At 70.0% G+C, this 17,039-nt stretch carries 14 protein-coding genes; 10 read left to right on the plus strand and 4 right to left on the minus strand.

The features are described 5' to 3' along the window. Nucleotides 1-3: 3 nt before the first annotated feature. The gene (fmt, locus tag ACS5Q7_RS06060) at nucleotides 4-933 is read left to right on the plus strand and encodes a methionyl-tRNA formyltransferase (protein ID WP_478338509.1); all 930 of its coding nucleotides are present in this window, start codon (nucleotides 4-6) and stop codon (nucleotides 931-933) included. Next, the gene (gene truA / locus ACS5Q7_RS06065; protein WP_478338510.1) at nucleotides 933-1,685 is read left to right on the plus strand and encodes a tRNA pseudouridine(38-40) synthase TruA; all 753 of its coding nucleotides are present in this window, start codon (nucleotides 933-935) and stop codon (nucleotides 1,683-1,685) included. The genes fmt and truA overlap by 1 nt, the downstream gene beginning before the upstream one ends. Before the next feature lie 111 nt (nucleotides 1,686-1,796). Here truA and dapE read toward each other — a convergent pair whose 3' ends face one another. From dapE to ACS5Q7_RS06080, 3 genes are all read right to left on the minus strand, one after another. Next, complete coding sequence (dapE, locus tag ACS5Q7_RS06070; RefSeq protein ID WP_478338511.1) at nucleotides 1,797-2,954, minus strand: succinyl-diaminopimelate desuccinylase; 1,158 nt, start codon at nucleotides 2,952-2,954, stop codon at nucleotides 1,797-1,799. Nucleotides 2,955-2,964: 10 nt separating this feature from the next. Next, nucleotides 2,965-5,280 carry an amylo-alpha-1,6-glucosidase gene (locus ACS5Q7_RS06075; protein ID WP_478338512.1) on the minus strand — a complete coding sequence of 772 codons (2,316 nt, stop codon included), beginning with the start codon at nucleotides 5,278-5,280 and terminating at the stop codon, nucleotides 2,965-2,967. A gap of 152 nt (nucleotides 5,281-5,432) precedes the next feature. After that, a complete protein-coding gene (locus ACS5Q7_RS06080; protein ID WP_478338513.1) occupies nucleotides 5,433-6,563 on the minus strand; it encodes a glycosyltransferase family 4 protein in 1,131 nt (376 codons plus the stop codon). Nucleotides 6,564-6,933: 370 nt separating this feature from the next. Between ACS5Q7_RS06080 and rpmI the strand changes: the two genes are divergently transcribed. The 8 genes from rpmI (at nucleotide 6,934) to chrA (ending at nucleotide 14,212) form a co-directional block, all read left to right on the plus strand. Next, nucleotides 6,934-7,137 carry a 50S ribosomal protein L35 gene (gene rpmI, locus ACS5Q7_RS06085; RefSeq protein ID WP_007561407.1) on the plus strand — a complete coding sequence of 68 codons (204 nt, stop codon included), beginning with the start codon at nucleotides 6,934-6,936 and terminating at the stop codon, nucleotides 7,135-7,137. A gap of 49 nt (nucleotides 7,138-7,186) precedes the next feature. Then, entirely contained in the window at nucleotides 7,187-7,567 is a 381-nt protein-coding gene (rplT, locus tag ACS5Q7_RS06090) for a 50S ribosomal protein L20 (RefSeq protein ID WP_342164227.1), read from the plus strand. A 148-nt stretch (nucleotides 7,568-7,715) separates the two neighbouring features. After that, entirely contained in the window at nucleotides 7,716-8,798 is a 1,083-nt protein-coding gene (gene pheS, locus ACS5Q7_RS06095) for a phenylalanine--tRNA ligase subunit alpha (protein ID WP_478338514.1), read from the plus strand. A 13-nt stretch (nucleotides 8,799-8,811) separates the two neighbouring features. After that, nucleotides 8,812-9,096, plus strand: coding sequence for a hypothetical protein (locus ACS5Q7_RS06100; RefSeq protein ID WP_243954848.1), 285 nt, complete (start codon nucleotides 8,812-8,814; stop codon nucleotides 9,094-9,096). A gap of 2 nt (nucleotides 9,097-9,098) precedes the next feature. Beyond that, nucleotides 9,099-9,566: a hypothetical protein gene (locus tag ACS5Q7_RS06105; RefSeq protein WP_478338515.1), complete on the plus strand. Its 468-nt coding sequence runs from the start codon at nucleotides 9,099-9,101 to the stop codon at nucleotides 9,564-9,566. Continuing rightward, nucleotides 9,563-11,983, plus strand: coding sequence for a phenylalanine--tRNA ligase subunit beta (gene pheT / locus ACS5Q7_RS06110; protein WP_478338516.1), 2,421 nt, complete (start codon nucleotides 9,563-9,565; stop codon nucleotides 11,981-11,983). The genes ACS5Q7_RS06105 and pheT overlap by 4 nt, the downstream gene beginning before the upstream one ends. Nucleotides 11,984-11,990: 7 nt before the next feature. Continuing rightward, complete coding sequence (locus ACS5Q7_RS06115) at nucleotides 11,991-12,863, plus strand: DUF1186 domain-containing protein (protein ID WP_478338517.1); 873 nt, start codon at nucleotides 11,991-11,993, stop codon at nucleotides 12,861-12,863. Further along, complete coding sequence (gene chrA / locus ACS5Q7_RS06120) at nucleotides 12,860-14,212, plus strand: chromate efflux transporter (protein WP_478338518.1); 1,353 nt, start codon at nucleotides 12,860-12,862, stop codon at nucleotides 14,210-14,212. Before ACS5Q7_RS06115 ends, chrA begins: the two co-directional genes overlap by 4 nt. A gap of 4 nt (nucleotides 14,213-14,216) precedes the next feature. Here the strand turns inward: chrA and ACS5Q7_RS06125 are convergent, their stop codons facing one another. Continuing rightward, complete coding sequence (locus ACS5Q7_RS06125; RefSeq protein ID WP_478338519.1) at nucleotides 14,217-16,829, minus strand: TIGR02302 family protein; 2,613 nt, start codon at nucleotides 16,827-16,829, stop codon at nucleotides 14,217-14,219. Nucleotides 16,830-17,039 lie beyond the last annotated feature (210 nt).

Consider the following 17,039-nt stretch of genomic DNA (forward strand, 5'->3'; position numbering starts at 1 on the left):
GCCATGCGCGTCGTCTTCATGGGCACCCCGGATTTCGCGGTGCCGACCCTGGCGCGGCTAGCCGCCGATGGGCACGAGATCGCCGCCGTCTACACCCGCGCTCCGGCGCGGGCCGGGCGGGGGATGACGCTGCGACCCTCCCCCGTCCATGCCCTCGCCGACAGCCTTGGCGCGCCCGTCCTGACGCCCTCGACGCTGCGCACGAAGGAGGCCGCCGAGACCTTCGCCGGCCATGGCGCCGACGTGGCGGTGGTGGTAGCCTACGGGATGCTGCTGCCGCAGGCGATCCTCGATCTGCCCCACCACGGCTGCCTGAACCTGCACGGCTCGCTGCTGCCGCGCTGGCGGGGCGCCGCGCCGATCCAGCGGGCGGTGATGGCGGGCGATGCCGAGAGCGGCGTCGGGGTGATGCGGATGGAAGCCGGGCTCGACACCGGCCCCGTCGCCCTGGAGGCGCGGGTGCCGATCACCCCCGGCCTGACGGCGGGCGAGTTGCACGATGCGCTGATGCCGGTCGGCGCCGGGCTGATGTCCGATGCGCTGAAGGCCCTCGACAGCGAGGGCCTCACCTTCACGCCGCAACCCGAGGAGGGCGTAGTCTACGCCCACAAGATCACCAACGAGGAGGCGCGGATCGACTGGTCGCGGGACGCCGCGACGGTGGCCGCCCATATCAACGGCCTGTCGCCCTTCCCCGGCGCCTTCCTGGAGACCGATCTCGGCAAGGGGCCGGAGCGGGTGAAGGTGCTGCGCGCCCTCCCCGCCGAGGGCAGGGGCGAGCCCGGCACGCTCCTCGACGGCGAGGCGACCGTCGCCTGCGGCACGGGGGCCGTGCGGCTTCTGGAACTGCGCCGCGCCGGAAAGGGCGGCAGCGCCACCGGCGGCGAATTCGTGCGTGGTGCCCGCTTGGCGCCGGGCGTGCGCCTCGGCTGATGCCCCGCTACAAGCTGATCATCGAATACGACGGCGCGCCGTTCTGCGGCTGGCAGCGGCAGGCGGACGACCCGACCGTGCAGGGCGCCATTGAGGCGGCGGTGACGCGCTTCTCCGGCGCGGAGAGCCGCCTCACCTGCGCGGGCCGCACCGACGCTGGCGTCCACGCGACGCATCAGGTCGCCCATCTCGACCTCGCCAAGGACTGGCGGACGGACACGGTGCGCGACGCGATCAACGCACATCTGCGCCCGCGTCCGGTGGCGGTGATCGCGGCCGAGATCGTGCCCGAGACCTTCGACGCCCGGCATTCGGCGATCCGCCGGCACTACCGCTACCGCATCCTCAATCGGCGCAGCCCGGCGGCGCTGACCCGCGCCCATGTCTGGCACGTCCCCTGGCCGCTCGACGCGGAGCTGATGCACGCCGCCGCGCAGCGGCTCACCGGCCTGCACGACTTCACCGCCTTCCGCGCCGCCGAGTGCCAGGCCAAGAGCCCCGTGCGCACCCTCGAAAAGCTCGATGTGAGCCGGCAATGGAAGGGCCAGCACGGGGAGATCGTGATCGAGACCTGCGCCCGCTCCTTCCTGCACCATCAGGTGCGGGCGATGGTCGGCACGCTGATGCTGGCGGGCTGCCGCCGTCTCTCGGCGAACGACGTGGCGGATATTCTCGCCACCGGTGACAAGACCCGCTGCGGCCCCCTGGCGCCGGCTTGTGGGCTCACCTTCGTGGGCGTGGATTACTCGTAGGCCCCCCGTCATTGCGAGGGGAGCGAAGCAATCCAGGGAAGCGCTGCGTTCGGAAGCGGCCCGCCTCCCTGGATTGCTTCACTGCGTTCGCAATGACGATGAGGGTTCCTGTTAGGCGAAATACGCGTCGAGCACCCGGCCGTAGATCGCCGTCAGCCGCTCGATGTCGGCGACCGCGACGCATTCATCGACCTGATGCATCGTCTCGCCCACGAGGCCGAACTCGATCACCGGGCAGACATCCTTGATGAACCGCGCATCAGAGGTGCCGCCCGTGGTGGAGAGCACCGGGGTCAGGCCGGTCTCGGCGCGGACCGCCTCGCAGACGAGGTCCACGAAGGCGTTCGGCCGGGTCAGGAAGGCCGGAGAGTTCGACGGCTGAAGGTCGAGAAGGTAGCGCACGGAATTGCCGGCGGCCTTGTCGAGTCGGCGTCGGATCTCGGCGCCGAGGCTGTCGGCCGTCCAGTCGTCGTTGAAGCGGATGTTGAACACCGCACGCGCGGTCGCCGGGATGACGTTGTTCGCCGTGTTGCCGACGTCGATGGTGGTGAATTCGAGGTTCGACGCGTCGAAATGCGCGCTGCCGCCGTCGAGCGGTTCGGCAATGAGCGCCGTGGTCAGGCGCAGCAGGCCGGGAATCGGGTTCTCGGCCTTGTGCGGATAGGCGACGTGGCCCTGTCGCCCGAGCACCGTGAGCTTGCCCGTGAGCGAACCCCGCCGGCCGATCTTGATCATCTCGCCAAGGGTGCCGGGATTGGTCGGCTCGCCGAGGAGGCAATGGTCGAACCGCTCGCCCCGCGCCCGCGCCCATTCGAGGAGCTTCACCGTGCCGTTCACGGCCGGCCCCTCCTCGTCCCCGGTGATGAGGAAGGCGATGGAGCCGGGGACATCGCCGCGCCGCTTCTCCACGAAGGCGAGGGCCGCCGCCATCATGCAGGCGACGCCGCCCTTCATGTCGGCCGCGCCGCGCCCGTAGAGCATCCCGCCCTCGATCACCGCGCCGAACGGGTCGTGCCGCCACGCTTGCCTATCGCCCGTGGGCACAACGTCGGTGTGTCCCGCGAAGGCGAGGCACGGCCCCTCGCGGCCGATCCGCGCGAACAGGTTGGGCGTGTCGGGATGGCCCGCTTCCGCGAAGACCGGCCGCTCCACCGTGAAACCGGCCTCCGCCAACGCCCCCGCCACCACGCCGAGCGCCCCCGCATCCTCCGGGGTGACGGAGGGGCAGCGGATGAGGGCCTGGGCGAGGTCGAGGGCGGAGGCGGACACCGGGGTTCCCTTACTTCATCACCACCACCCGCGCGTCGCCGTGGCGGCGCATCACGCTCACGGTGACGTCGCCGTCGTAGGATTGGAAGCGCAGGTCGAGCCGCGAATCGCGGAGCTTCACGTTGTACAGCGTCACCCCGTCGAGGAAGCCCGGCAGGATCGGGTTCTTCAACAGGACCCGGTTGCGGTCGTGGTCGAGTTCGAGGCCGAGGCAGGCCGCGAGGAAGGCGAAGGGCGCCGCCGCCGCCCAGGCCTGCGGGCTGCACGCCACCGGATAGGAGACCGGCCCGCGCTGAGGCCGGCGCATGAAGCCGCAGAACAGCTCCGGCAGGCGCTTCTGGTCCTGATAGAGGGAGGTGTCGAACATCCCTTGGAAGATCCGCGCCGCCTCGGCCTTGCGGTCGTATCGGGCGAGGCCCATCGCGATCAGCGCGTTGTCGTGCGGCCAGATCGAGCCGTTGTGGTACGACATCGGGTTGTAGCGCGCCTCGCCCTTGGCGATGGTGCGCACGCCCCAGCCGTTGAACCCGTCATTGCCCAGCAGGGTCTCCGCGACGCGAGCGGCCCGCTCCGGCTTGGCGATGCCGGTGAACAGGGCGTGGCCGGCATTGGACGAGCGCACGGCGCATTGCTTCTTCGCGCCGTCGAGGGCGAGGGCGTAGGTGCCGATCTCCTCGTTCCAGAAGGCCTGATCGAACTTTTCGCGCAGGCCCTTGGCCTCGGCCGTCAGTTGCTCGGCCATGTCGTCGTGGCCGAGCAGGCCGGCGAGCTGCCCCATGCCGTTCTTGGCGGCGTAGACGTAGCCCTGCACCTCGCACAGCGCGATCGGCCCCTTCGCGAGATGGCCGTCCGCGTGGAAGATCGAATCGTGGCTGTCCTTCCAGCCCTGGTTCTCCAGGCCCTTGTCGGTGTCGCGGGCGTATTCCACGAAGCCGTCGCCGTCGCGGTCGCCGTACTTGTTCATCCATTCGAGCGCGAGTTCGAGCGCCGGCCAGATGTCGCGGATCGTCTGCAGGTCGCCGGAGACGAGGTAGTATTCCCAGGCCAGCATCACGAAGAGCGGCGTGCCGTCGATGGTGCCGTAGTAGTGCCGGAACGGCACCTCCCCAAGCATCGCCATCTCGCCGCGGCGGGTCTCGTGCAGCACCTTGCCGGGCTGCGCGTCGGCGGCCGGATCGACCACCTTCGCCTGCGTGGCGGCGAGGTAGCGCAGCACGCCCCGGCCGAATTTCGGGTCGATCCACAGGGCCATCATCGCGGTGATGATGCCGTCACGGCCGAACACCGTGGAGTACCAGGGGATGCCGGCGAAGGGGTAGATGCCCTCCGGCGTCCGGCTCGCCAGCATGTAGAGGTCGGCGGTGGCGCGGCAGAGCCCCTCGTTGAACTGGTCGTTCGAGGAGATGATCGTGGTGATGCCGGCCGTCAGCGCCCGCAGGTCGCGGCGGGAATCGCGGTAGGCGCGGGCGAAGATCGTGCCCTCGCCGAGGCCCTTCGGGTGCTTGGGCGAGCCGCCGCCATTGGCCACCTGCGTCAGGCGCGCGGCGGCATCCTCGCCGATCATCGTCTCGGTCGGCGGCTTGGTGAAGGCGCGGTGCGATTCGAACACCACGCGGATGAAGATGGAGGTCTGCGCGCCGGGCGACAGGGAGATCTCGAACTCGGCCTTGCCGGGCTCCAGCAGGGCGGGCTTCGGCCCGAAATGCAGGCTCGTGGTGCGCACCACGTCGTCGAGACCGACATAGCGGAACTGCACCTCGGTGGGGGTCGCGACCAGCACGCCGCGCTTGCCGCGCTCCTTTCGGTCGGTGCCGCGCACCTCGAACAGGTCGCGGTAATCGGCGTCGAACGTCACGCTAACGCGCAGGCGGCGGTGCTTGGTGTCGTAGGAGCGCAGGCCGATCCGGTCGTAGCAGGCGCCCCGGAACAGGAACTTGGTGCGCTCGATCGCCACCGTCTCGCGGGGGATCGAGGTTTCGTCATGGGCGTCGAGGCGGATGTCAGGCGTCGTCATGTCGACGCTGAGCGCGCCGTTGTCGTCCTGCATGACGGAGGAGAGCATCAGGGGCCGCTGGCCCTCGATCTTCACCTCGAGGCGGGAGAGGTAGCGGGTATCCTGGAAGTACAGGCCCTCGGGGCCGGGCTGCACGCCGATGTCGCCGTAGGAATCGAGGACGCCGAAGGCCTCGCCGAACTTCAGCGAGCGCAGCGGGCGCTCGACCAGGGAGGTCTGCGCCTCGATGTGATAGGTCGGCAGAACCTCGTCCGCATCCTGAAAGCCGTGGCCGAACGGGGTTTCCGTCGCGAGGTCTGTCTTTGCCGCCATGCAGGCTTCTCCGGGGTGTCGCGGAATCGAGAGGGCCGCCGCATCGGCCTCGATGCGGCGGCCCTGTCTCAAGCAGTCGGATGAGTCGCTTTCGCGACGCTAGGACGGGCGACCGGTCCCTCGCAAGCCCGATGCCGCCCGAATTCGCGCCCTCAGGCCGGGAAGGCCGCAGCCGGCATGGCCGGGCGCGAGGACCCGTTCACGTCGCTCGGCACCGTCTTGAACGTGGCCTTCGGCAGGCGGATCACCTCGGCGGAACGGGAGAGAAGCTCCTCGTAGGCCGCGACGTACTTCTGCACCATGCGCTCGGCGGTGAAGCCGCCCTCGAAATGGCGGCGCACGCCCGCGCGGCTCATGGCCTTCACCTTCGCCACGGCGGCGACGGCATCGTCCATCGAATCGCACAGCACGCCGCTTACGCCGTCGGCGATGACCTCCGGCACGGAGCCGTTGCGGAAGGCGATCACCGGCGTGCCGGCCGACATCGCCTCGATCATCACGAGGCCGAAGGGCTCCGGCCAGTCGATCGGGAAGGCGAGCGCCAGGGCGTTGCCGAGGAAGTCCTTCTTCTGCTCCTCGTTGATCTCACCGATGAACTCCACCAGCGGATGGTGGATCATGGGCTCGATCACCTCGTCCCAGTAATCCTGGTCCGCCTTGTCGACCTTGGCGGCGATCTTCAGCGGCGTGCCCGAGCGGATCGCCATCTCGATGGCGCGGTCGGGGCGCTTCTCGGGAGAGATGCGGCCGAGGAAGGCGAGGTAGCCGCCCTTAGCCTCGGGGTAGTAGGGGCAGTTCTGCGCCGGCAGGCCGTGATGGATCGTGGAGAGCCAGTTCACGTTCGGCGGCATCGGCAGGCGCTGGTTGTCGGAGATCGACACCAGGGGCATGCCCGTGAAGGTGCGGTAGACCGGCATGAAGTCCGGCACGTCGAGGCGACCGTGCATCGTGGTGATGCACTTGTGGTTCATGTCCTCGAACATCGGATACTGCAGCAGATCGATGTGGAAATGCAGCACGTCGAACTCGTGCGCCCGGCGATGCACCTGATGCAGCATCGCGAGGTGGCTCGCGGTATGGTCGCGGTAGCCGAGCAGGCGCAGGCCCTCGGGGGTGCAGGACGCGAGCTTCGCCAATGTCTCCGAATCGCCGCTCGCGAACAGGGTCACGTCATGGCCCTGGCGGACCAGTTCTTCCGTGATCCAGCTGACGACACGCTCCGTGCCGCCGTAGAACTTCGGAGGGACCGCCTCCGAGAGCGGAGCAATCTGAGCAATGCGCACGAAGTGTCTCCTTGGTGACCGACTTTGAGCGGGGTCTAGCGAGATCGGCCTGAGCGGGACATGAATGAAACAGAAAGCCAAGGTTATGGTTCCTGAGCCCTGTGCGTCACGGCTGCGTGACCCCCGCGAACCGCCCCTTCCCCGCTTTCCCCGGCATCCCTCCTGCCCGAGAAACCGGCTTGCATTTCGCGCGCCGCCACGAAGGCGTTGCCGGAACGGGCGGTTTCTGCCATAAGCCGCCCCGCGTCGAACCGCCCGGCCGATCAAGGGCTGCCGTGGCGGTTCATGCTGCTCCACCAGAAGCATCATCGCGCAAACCCAACCCGGTCCTCGCGGGCCGCGCTGGCGTTTCGCGCAACAGGAGAGCCAAATGCCCAAGCTGAAGACCAAATCGGGCGCCAAGAAGCGCTTCAAGATCACCGGCACCGGCAAGGTGATGTACGCCCAGGCCGGCAAGCGCCACGGGATGATCAAGCGGACGACGAAGCAGATCCGCAACCTGCGCGGCACGACGACCCTGTTCGAGGGCGATGCCGCCAACGTGAAGAAGTACTTCCTGCCGAACGCGCGGTAAGCCTTCCCACAAGCCGATACTGTTTCAGTCGAAATCCAGGAGATAACCGATGGCCCGCGTCAAACGCGGCGTGACCTCTCACGCCAAGCACAAGAAAGTCCTGAAGGCCGCCAAGGGCTATTACGGCCGGCGCAAGAATACCATCCGGATCGCCAAGCAGGCGGTCGAGAAGGGCATGCAGTATGCCTATCGCGACCGGAAGAATAAGAAGCGCACGTTCCGCGCCCTGTGGATTCAGCGCCTCAACGCCGCCGTCCGCGAGCAGGGCCTGACCTATTCGCGCTTCATCAACGCCCTGGCGTTGGCCGGCATCGTGGTGGACCGCAAGGCCCTGTCCGAGCTCGCCATCCACGAGCCGGCCGCGTTCGCCGCCGTGGTGGAGAAGGCCAAGGCCGCGATGCCCGCTCAGCCGGAGAAGAAGGCCGCCTGAGCGGACCCTTCACTGACCGGACGGAAGGCGCGGTGCCCGAAGGGTGCCGCGCCTTCGTCGTTTTTGGAGCCGCGCGGCTTGCATGAATGCGAGCGGCGCGCAAAAGCACACCCGTCGGCGGCACGGCCCCCGCGATCCGAATGAAGCGATGACCGATCTCGACAGCCTCGAACGCGATCTCCTGGCGCAGGTGTCCGCCGCCCCCGACGAGGGCGCCCTCGACGCCGTGCGCGTGGCCGCCCTGGGCAAGAAGGGCAGCGTCTCCGAACTCCTGAAGACGCTCGGCGCGATGACGCCGGACGAGCGCAAAGAGCGCGGCCCCCTCATCAACGGCCTGCGCGACCGGGTCGCCACCGCCCTGACGGCGCGCAAGACCGACCTCGCGGAAGCGGCCCTCGAAGCACGACTCGCCTCCGAGCGGATCGACGTCACCCTGCCGGGCCGGGAGGCGCCGGAGGCGCGCGGGCGCATCCACCCGATCAGCCAGGTGATCGACGAGGTGACGGCGATCTTCGCCGACATGGGCTTCGCGGTCGCCGAAGGGCCCGACATCGAGACGGACGAGCTGAACTTCACCGCTCTGAACTTCCCGCCGGGCCATCCGGCGCGGGAGATGCACGACACGTTCTTCCTGGCGCCCGACGCCAACGGCAAGCGCAAGGTGCTGCGCACGCACACCTCGCCGGTCCAGATCCGCACCATGCGGAGCCAGCAGCCGCCGATCCGGGTGATCATCCCCGGCCGCACCTACCGGCACGATTCGGACCAGACCCACACGCCGATGTTCCATCAGGTCGAGGGGCTGGTGATCGACACGGCGGCCAACATCGCCAACCTGAAATGGGTGCTGGAAGAGTTCTGCAAGGCGTTCTTCGAGGTGGACGGGGTGAAGATGCGCTTCCGCCCCTCGTTCTTCCCCTTCACCGAGCCTTCGGCGGAGGTGGACATCCAGTGCTCGCGCAAGGGCGGCGAAATCCGCTTCGGCGAGGGCACCGACTGGCTGGAAATCCTCGGCTGCGGGATGGTCCACCCGAACGTGCTGCGCAATTGCGGGCTGGACCCGGACGTCGTGCAGGGCTTCGCCTTCGGCGTCGGCCTCGACCGCATCGCCATGCTGAAATACGCCATGCCCGACCTGCGCCCGTTCTTCGAGGCGGATGTCCGCTGGCTGGATCATTACGGCTTCCGGCCCCTCGACGTGCCGAGCCTCGTGGGCGGGCTGACGGGGTGAGCGGAGCGGCACGATGACAGACCAGGAGTTGCATACGGTCGTCTCCGGCATCCTGCGCAGCCGTGTGCCCGACGCCGGCTTCCAGGGCGTCGAGGTCAGGTCCGGTCTCGACTCGGGCGGCGAGCCGGTGATCCACGTCGTGGCCCACTACCGGCGGCGGCCGAACGTGAAGCCCGACCCGCTGCTGGCGGTCGGCCCGGTGCTCCAGTCCGAACTATTCGCCCGGGGCGAGGACCGCTTCATCCTGCTGAAGAACGAAGTCGATGAGGAGCAGGACGTCGGCGAGGACATCGACTGACCATGCCCTCGATGATCGACTCCATGCTGAGGCAGGCGGCCGACCTCGTCGAACGGAACCCCCGCAGTTCGGCGGCGAAGCGCCGTGCGGTCAGTTCCGCCTACTATGCCGCCTTCCACCAGCTTCTGGCGCTCTGTGCCGGCAGCATCCTTCCCGACGGGGACGTGGGCACGCCGGAATTCGAGCGGGTGTACCGCACCCTCGATCACGGGACGTTGCGGCACGCCTTCAGTGCGGCTCCCCTTCGGTCGAACCCGGTGCTCAGCCCCATCGGCTTCGGGTTCGTCCAGTTGCAGGAAGCCCGAATCAAGGCAGACTATTCGCCGCCCCGCCGCAATCTCTTCTCGCTCGCCGAGGTCACCGAGTACCTCGCGCGGGCCAGAGCCCTCGTCAGCGCCCTGACCGAGTTGGATGACCCGGATCGTCGCGTCCTCGTCGTTCATCTCCTCTTCCCGAGCCGCAAGAAATGAAATTCACCCTCTCCTGGCTCAAGGATCACCTCGACACCGAGGCGTCCCTCGACACTGTCGCCGAGACCCTGACCCGCATCGGCCTGGAGGTCGAAGGGATCGAGGACAAGGCGGCGACGCTGAAGCCCTATGTCATCGCCCATGTCCTCACCGCCGAGCAGCACCCGAACGCCGACCGGCTGCGGGTCTGCTCGGTCGACACCGGCGAGGGCGCGCCGGTGCAGGTGGTCTGCGGCGCGCCGAACGCGCGGGCGGGGATGCGCACCGTGTTCGCGCCCCCCGGCACCTACGTGCCCGGCAAGAACATCACCCTGTCGGTGGGCAACATCCGCGGCGTCGAGAGCCGGGGCATGCTGTGCTCGGCCGCCGAACTCGGCCTCGGCGAGGACCATGACGGCATCATCGACCTGACGACCGAGGCCCCCGCCGGCACGCCCTACGCCGCCTTCGCGGGGCTGGACGACCCGGTCATCGAGATTAATCTCACGCCCAACCGGCCGGATTGCACCTCAATCCACGGCATCGCCCGCGACCTCGCGGCCGCGGGGCTCGGCGTGCTGAGGCGCGAGACCGCGACGCAGATCCGGGGCGAAGGCCCCTGCCCCGTGTCGGTCGTCCGCGACTTCGCGCCGGAGGATGCCGGCCTGTGCCCGATGTTCGCCCTGCGCCTCGTACGCGGCGTCCGGAACGGCCCCTCGCCCGAGTGGATGCAGGCTCGGCTCCGGGCCATCGGGCTCCGGCCGATCAACACGCTGGTGGACATCACCAACTACATCACCTTCGACCGGGGGCGCCCGCTCCACGTCTTCGACGCCGCCAAGGTGAAGGGCGCGCTCACCATCCGCCGGGCCAAGGCGGGGGAGACGCTGCTCGCCCTCGACGGCAAGACGCACACGCTGACCGACGACACCGTGGTGATCGCCGACGAGGCCGGCGTGGAATCCATCGCCGGCATCATGGGCGGCGAGGCCTCGGGCTGCGACGAGAGCACCACCGACGTGCTGATCGAATCGGCCCTGTGGGATCCGGCCAACATCGCCCAGAGCGGGCGGCGGCTCGGCATCGTCACGGATGCCCGCTACCGCTTCGAACGCGGCGTCGATCCGCTCTCGACCGTTCCGGGCCTCGACCTCGCGACGCAGCTCGTCCTCGACCTCTGCGGCGGCACCGCCACCGAGGCGAGCATCACAGGCGAGCCGCCGGAGACCGAGCGGATCATCGACTTCCCCTGGACCGAGGTGCGCCGCCTCGCCGGGCTCGACCTGCCCCGGCCCGAGATGAAGGTGACGCTGGAGGCGCTGGGCTTCCACGTTTCCGGCACGGGCGACCGCGTGAAGGTGCTCACCCCGTCCTGGCGGCCGGATGTCGAGGGCAAGGCCGACCTCGTGGAGGAGGTGATCCGCATCGCCGGCCTCGACCGGATCGAGGCGAAGCCGCTCCCCCGCCCGGCGGGAATCGGCCGCCCGCTGCTCACGCCCATGCAGAAGCGCACCCGCACCGCCAAGCGCGCACTGGCGAGCCGGGGCCTGATGGAAGCGGTGACGTGGTCGTTCATCCCCCACGCCGACGCGAGGCTGTTCGGCGGCGGCGGGGCGGACCTGAAGCTCGCCAACCCCATCGCGTCCGATCTGTCGGACATGCGCCCGAGCCTCGTGCCGGGCCTTCTGCGCGCCGCGCAGCGCAACGCCGACCGGGGCTACCCGGACGCCGCCCTGTTCGAGGTCGGCCAGTGCTTCGCCAACGACCAGCCGGAGGGCCAGACCACCCGCGCGGCGGGAATCCGGCGCAACACGGCCATTCTCCTCGGCGCCGGCCGGCACTGGGACGGCGCGACCCGCACCGTCGATGCCTTCGACGCCAAGGCCGATGCGATGGCGCTGCTCGCCAGCCTCGGCATCCCAACCGGCGGTTTGCAGGTCACGCCCGGCGGCCCGGCCTGGCTTCATCCCGGCCGCTCCGGCACCCTGCGCTTCGGGCCGAAGACCGAGATCGGCTGGTTCGGCGAGGTCCACCCGCGCACGATGCAGGCCCTCGACCTGAAGGGCAGCCTTGTGGCCTTCGAGCTGATCCTCGATGCGCTGCCGCTGCCCAAGCACAAGCCGACCAAGGCGAAGCCGGCTCTGGCCCTCTCAGAGTTCCAGCCGCTGACCCGCGACTTCGCCTTCGTGGTGGGCCGCGACGTGCCGGCGGGCGATGTCGTGAAGGCCGCCCAGCACGCCGAGCGCAAGCTCATCGCCGGTGTCGAGGTGTTCGATCTCTACGAGGGGCCGGGCGTGGCCGAGGGGTCGAAGTCCATCGCCGTCGCGGTGCGGCTGCAGCCCACCGACAAGACGCTGACGGATGCCGAGATCGAGGCGGTGAGCGCCAAGATCGTCGCCGAGGTCGCCAAGCGCACCGGGGCGAGCCTGAGAGGCTGAGACGACCATGACCGCCCTTTCGCTGCTGATCGAGGATCTGGCCGGGGCCATCCACCTGCCGCCCGCCGCCCTGCGCAAGGCGGCGGAGCACCCCGAGGCTATCGCCGGGGCGGTGCTGCCGCTGCTGGGAAAGGCCGCGGCGGGGGCCGTGCTGGAAGAGCGCGAGGCGAACCTCGCCTTCTGGGGGCTGCACCTGATGGCGCAGGCGCGGGATAGCCGCGCCCTCCCCCCGCTCCTCGCCCTGCTGAAGCAAGACCTCGATGTGGTGGACGCGGTGCTGGGCGATGCCGTCACCGGCACGCTCTCCCGCGTACTGGCGAGCCTGTTCGACGGGCAGGCCGATCCGCTGTTCCGGCTGATCCTCGACAGCAGCCAGGACGACGCCATCCGGCAGGCGGCGCTCGATGCCTGCACCTTCCTGTGCATCGATGGGCGGATCGAGCGGGAGGCCATGCACCGGCTGCTCATCCGGTTCGACGATGCCAGGGCCGCCGTCGAAGGCGATCTCGGCTGGGGCGCCTGGGAGGAGTCCATCGCCTATCTCGGCTTTGGCGACCTCGCTCCCCGCGTCGAGACGGCGCGGAAGGACGGCCGCATCGATCTGGCGCTCGCCGACCCTCACTGGTTCAAGGACGCCCTCCGCGAGGCCGAGCGCTATCCGCAGAATCGGGAACGACTGCCCCCGGACCAGTACGGCTACCTCGACGACGCCGTCGCCGCCCTCCATTGGACCGCCGAAGGCTTCGGCGAGCCGGTGCGCAACCCGTTGAAGGATGTCGGCCGCAACGACCCCTGCCCCTGCGGCTCCGGCAAGAAATTCAAGAAGTGCTGCCTCGGCAAGGTCGAGGCCGAGGCGCCCTGGATGCCGACCGCCCCATGAGGGAGGCAGCGTCCCACGGAGTGAGTCTGCGCGAGGCGACCTCCGTATGGGCGCGGATCGCCGCCCTGTCCTTCGGAGGGCCGGCGGGGCAGATCGCGGTGATGCACCGGATCGTCGTGGAAGAGCGGCGCTGGGTCGATGAGGGCCGCTTCCTGCACGCCCTCAACGTCTGCATGTTGCTCCCTGGCCCGGAGGCGCAGCAACTCGCCACCTATCTCGGCTGGCTGATGCACCGGACGCTCGGCGGGGTGATCGCCGGGGTGCTGTTCGTGCTGCCGGGCGCCGTGTCGATCATGGCGCTGTCGATCGTCTATGCGCTCTACGGGCAGGTGCCGGCCATCGGCGCGCTGTTCTTCGGGCTGAAGGCCGCCGTGCTGGCCATCGTGCTCCAGGCGGTGCTGCGGGTGGGACGCCGGGCCCTGCGGAGCCGGGCGCAATGGGCACTGGCCGCCGCCTCCTTCCTCGGCATCTTCCTGTTCGGCATCCCCTTCCCGCTGATCGTGCTGGGCGCGGGGCTGATCGGCTTCGTCGCGGCACGCTCCGGCTCGACGGCCTTCGCGGGCACGGCCTCCTCGGCCGAGGCCACGAGCCTGCTCGGCGACGCCCTGCCAGCCCATACCCGCGACCGGCGCGCGGCCTTCCGCATCGCCGCGATCTGCCTCGCCCTGTGGCTGGTGCCGGTGGGGGCGATCCTCCTGGGGCTCGGCTCCGGCGACGTGTTCGCGCGGATCGCGACCTTCTTCTCGACCATGGCCGTCGTGACCTTCGGTGGGGCCTATGCCGCCCTGGCCTACGTCGCGCAGCAGGCGGTGGAGAGCTTCCACTGGCTCTCCGCGCGGGAGATGCTCGACGGGCTCGGCCTCGCGGAGACGACGCCGGGGCCGCTCATCATGGTGATGCAGTTCGTCGCCTTCATCGGGGCCTATCGCAACCCGGGCGATCTCGCGCCGCTGGTGGCGGGCATCCTCGGCGGGCTGCTCGCCACCTGGGTGACGTTCGTGCCCTGTTTCCTGTTCGTGTTCCTCGCCGCGCCCTTCGCCGAGGCGTTGCGCGGCAATTCACGGGTGGTCGGGGCGCTGAACGCCGTGACGGCGGCGGTGGTGGGGGTGATCCTCAACCTCGCGGTCTGGTTCTCCCTGCACACGATCTTCCGGGAGGTGCAGCCCATGCGCACGCTGGGCCTCGCCTTCGACGTGCCGGTCCTGACGAGCCTCGATCCGGCGGCGCTCATCCTATCGCTCGCCGCCATCGTCGCGACGCTGCGGTTCGGCGCGGGGCTCGCCACCGTCCTCGGCGGCTGCGCGGCGGCGGGGCTGCTGCTCCACCTCGCCGGCTACGCGACGGGGTGAACGCTCAGTTCCGGCGCAGCAGCCGCTCGAAGTAGTCCAGCTCCTCCTGCGGCCGGCTCGGGTCGCCGAGCTTGCGGCGCAGCTCTTCCATGATCCGGCGGGCGCGCTGGACGGCCGACTCATCGGCGGTCGGCACGCGGACGCGACCGTCGCTCATCTCCTTGCCGCGCGTCGGGCGGCCGAGCGGGTCGTCGTCGCGGGCGCCGGCCTGGCCCTCCTGACCCGGCTGCTGGCCCTCGCCCTGCTGGCCTTCGCCCTGGGCTTGCGCCATCTCCTGCATCTGCTGCGCCATGCCCTCGGCCCCGCGCTGGAGCCCGTCGAGGGCGCGGCCCTGGGCATCGACGGCATCGCCCTCCTGGCCGTCCTTCAGGGCCTGCTCGGCGTCGCGCATGGCCTCCTCGGCATCGGCGAGACCCTGCTCGCCGCGCATGCCGTTCTCCTTCATGCGCTGTTCGAGGTCCTGAAGCCGCTGACGCAGCGCCTCCTGCCGGTCGCCGGGGCTGCCGCCCTGCTGGCCCTGCTGCTTCTTCCCGCCCTGTTGGCCCTGCTGCCCCTGTTGCCCCTGCTGCTGGCCTTGTTGCTGCTGGCCGCCGCGCTGGCCCTGCTGCTGCTCGCCCCGGTTCGAGGGGCGCTGCTGACCGCTGCGCGGCTGCTGACCATCCTTGAACGTCTCGTCGCGCAGCTCCTGCTGGTCGCGGGTCATCTGGTCGAGGTCGCGCATCTGCTTCTGCATCTGCTTGGCGGCCTCGTTGCCCTGCTGGCCCTTCTGCGCCGTCTGGAGGTTTTCCAGGATGTTGCGCAGCTGGTCCATCAGCCGCTGCGCCTCGGCGGTGTCACCGCGCTTCATCGCGTCGGCCATGTCCTGGATCATCTTGTTGAGATCGTCCGGCGTGACCGACTTCGCGTTCTTCTGATCGCCGCGCTGCTGCTGGCTCTGCTGGTTCGGATCACGACCCTGCTTCTGAGCCATCTCGTTGAGGAACTTGTCGAGGGCCTGCTTCAGGTCCTGCGTCAGGCGATTGATCTCGTCGTCCGGTGCGTTCCGGTCGATGGCCTCCTTCAGGCGGTCCTGGGCCTGCCGCAACTGCTTCTCGGCGTCGGACAGGTCGCCGTCCTCGATCTTGAGGGCCATCTCCCAAAGGAGGTCGGCGACATCCGTCAGATCGGCATCGGTCTTCGCCCGGCGCAGGCGGTTGGTCGCCGTGCGCAGGCCGAGGAAGATCGCCGGCTGCGGGGTGAACAGGTTCGGTGCGATGAGCAAGGCGTCGAGTCCCGCCTGCACGCGCGGACGGCCGCTGTCGGGCTCGGTGACGAGGCGCCGCCGCTCCTCGGCGAGGGCGCGCGCGAGGGGATCGCGGAATGGGCGGCCCGGCAGGGTCATCTCGCTGACGGGGGTGGTGCCTTCCTGCCCGGCCTCGTCCTTCACGACGATGTGGAAGCGCACCCGCGCGCCGGCCCATGGGTTGTCGGTCAGGTCCACCAGGGACTTCGTGTCCGCCTGCCCGCTCGGATCGGAGGGCAGCGCCAGGGCGATGTGCGGCGGCGGCACCAGGGAGCGGCCCGGCTTCAGCGGCTGCACCAGCCCCTCGGCGGAGGCGATGCCGTAATCGTCCTTGGCGCGGTAGGTCAGGTTGAACGTGCCGCGCCCGTTCACCTCCGGCCCGCCCACGAGCGTGACCTCGGGGGCGTTGTCGGGGATCGCGTCGATGGTCAGGCGCTGCGTGCCGGCGGGGGTGGCGAGCGTCAGGTCGGCGGCGCCGGTGACGCGGAAGCGCTCCTCGCGCAGGTCCGGGCGCGGGGCCTGCCCCGGCACGGAGACAAGGCCACGCGCGGGGGTGAGGTTCGTGTGCGCGCCCTGCCCCTCGCCCGCGATGCGGACGATGAGTTGCGAGTTCACGGGCGCCCGCAAATGCTGGTCGCCCGCGCCGATGGAGATCAGCAGCGGCGGCATCCGCGTGTAGAGCGGCGGGTCGATCCAGGCATCGACGCGGAAATTCGGGCCGGGGGCCGGCGGGGCGGTCCAATCGAAGGCGGCGCCGAGGCGCTGGCGCCATTCCGGCCCCGCGACGAACAGGGCGGCGACGGCGGCCACGATCAGCCCGGCGCGGAGCGCGTAGGGGTCGCGCCGCACCATGCCCGGCTTCGGACGGCCGACCCGGAGGGCGGCCACCGCCCGCGCGGCCCGCGCCCGGTGCAAGTCCCACAGGGCGCGGCTGCCCGCGTCGCCCATGCCGACGGCGAGTACGTCCTCCGCCGCCGAGGCGGGGCCGTGGGCGAAGATCGGATCGCGGCCGGCGGCCTCCCGGTCGAGGCGGGCGAGCGCGGCGCTGCGGCCGGGACGCGGCAGGCGGACGAGGGGGATCAGCGTGGCGACGAAGGCCAGGGCGAAGAGGCCAAGGCCGATCTTCCGCCAGGACGGCGAGAGATCAAGCCACAGCCCGGCCCAGGACAGGGCGAGGAAGGCGAGGATGAGGGCGAGGCTGCGCCACAGGATCGGCCACGCGGCTTCCCACAGGACGACGGCCTTGGCCTGGGCGACGAGGCGATCGAGCCGCGCGGCCTCGCCGGACTTCGTCCGCTGGCCGCCTGCCCCGTCACCGCCTCGGCTGCTTGTCACTCTGCCCGATCCGCCGTTCCGCCCCGGCGCCGCGGCGCCCACAATCCCAGGCTAGCATGGTGGCCCCGGCCCGACGCCGGGTCAAATCGGCGCTGCGGGCTCGGACGATCCGCGATCCCGTCATTGCGAGCGACAGCGAAGCAATCCAGGGGCGGAGGGCCGTTGGCCGGACGCGGCGCTTCCCTGGATTGCTTCGCTCCGCTCGCAATG

The sequence above is a fragment of the Methylobacterium sp. Gmos3 genome (assembly GCF_056430985.1).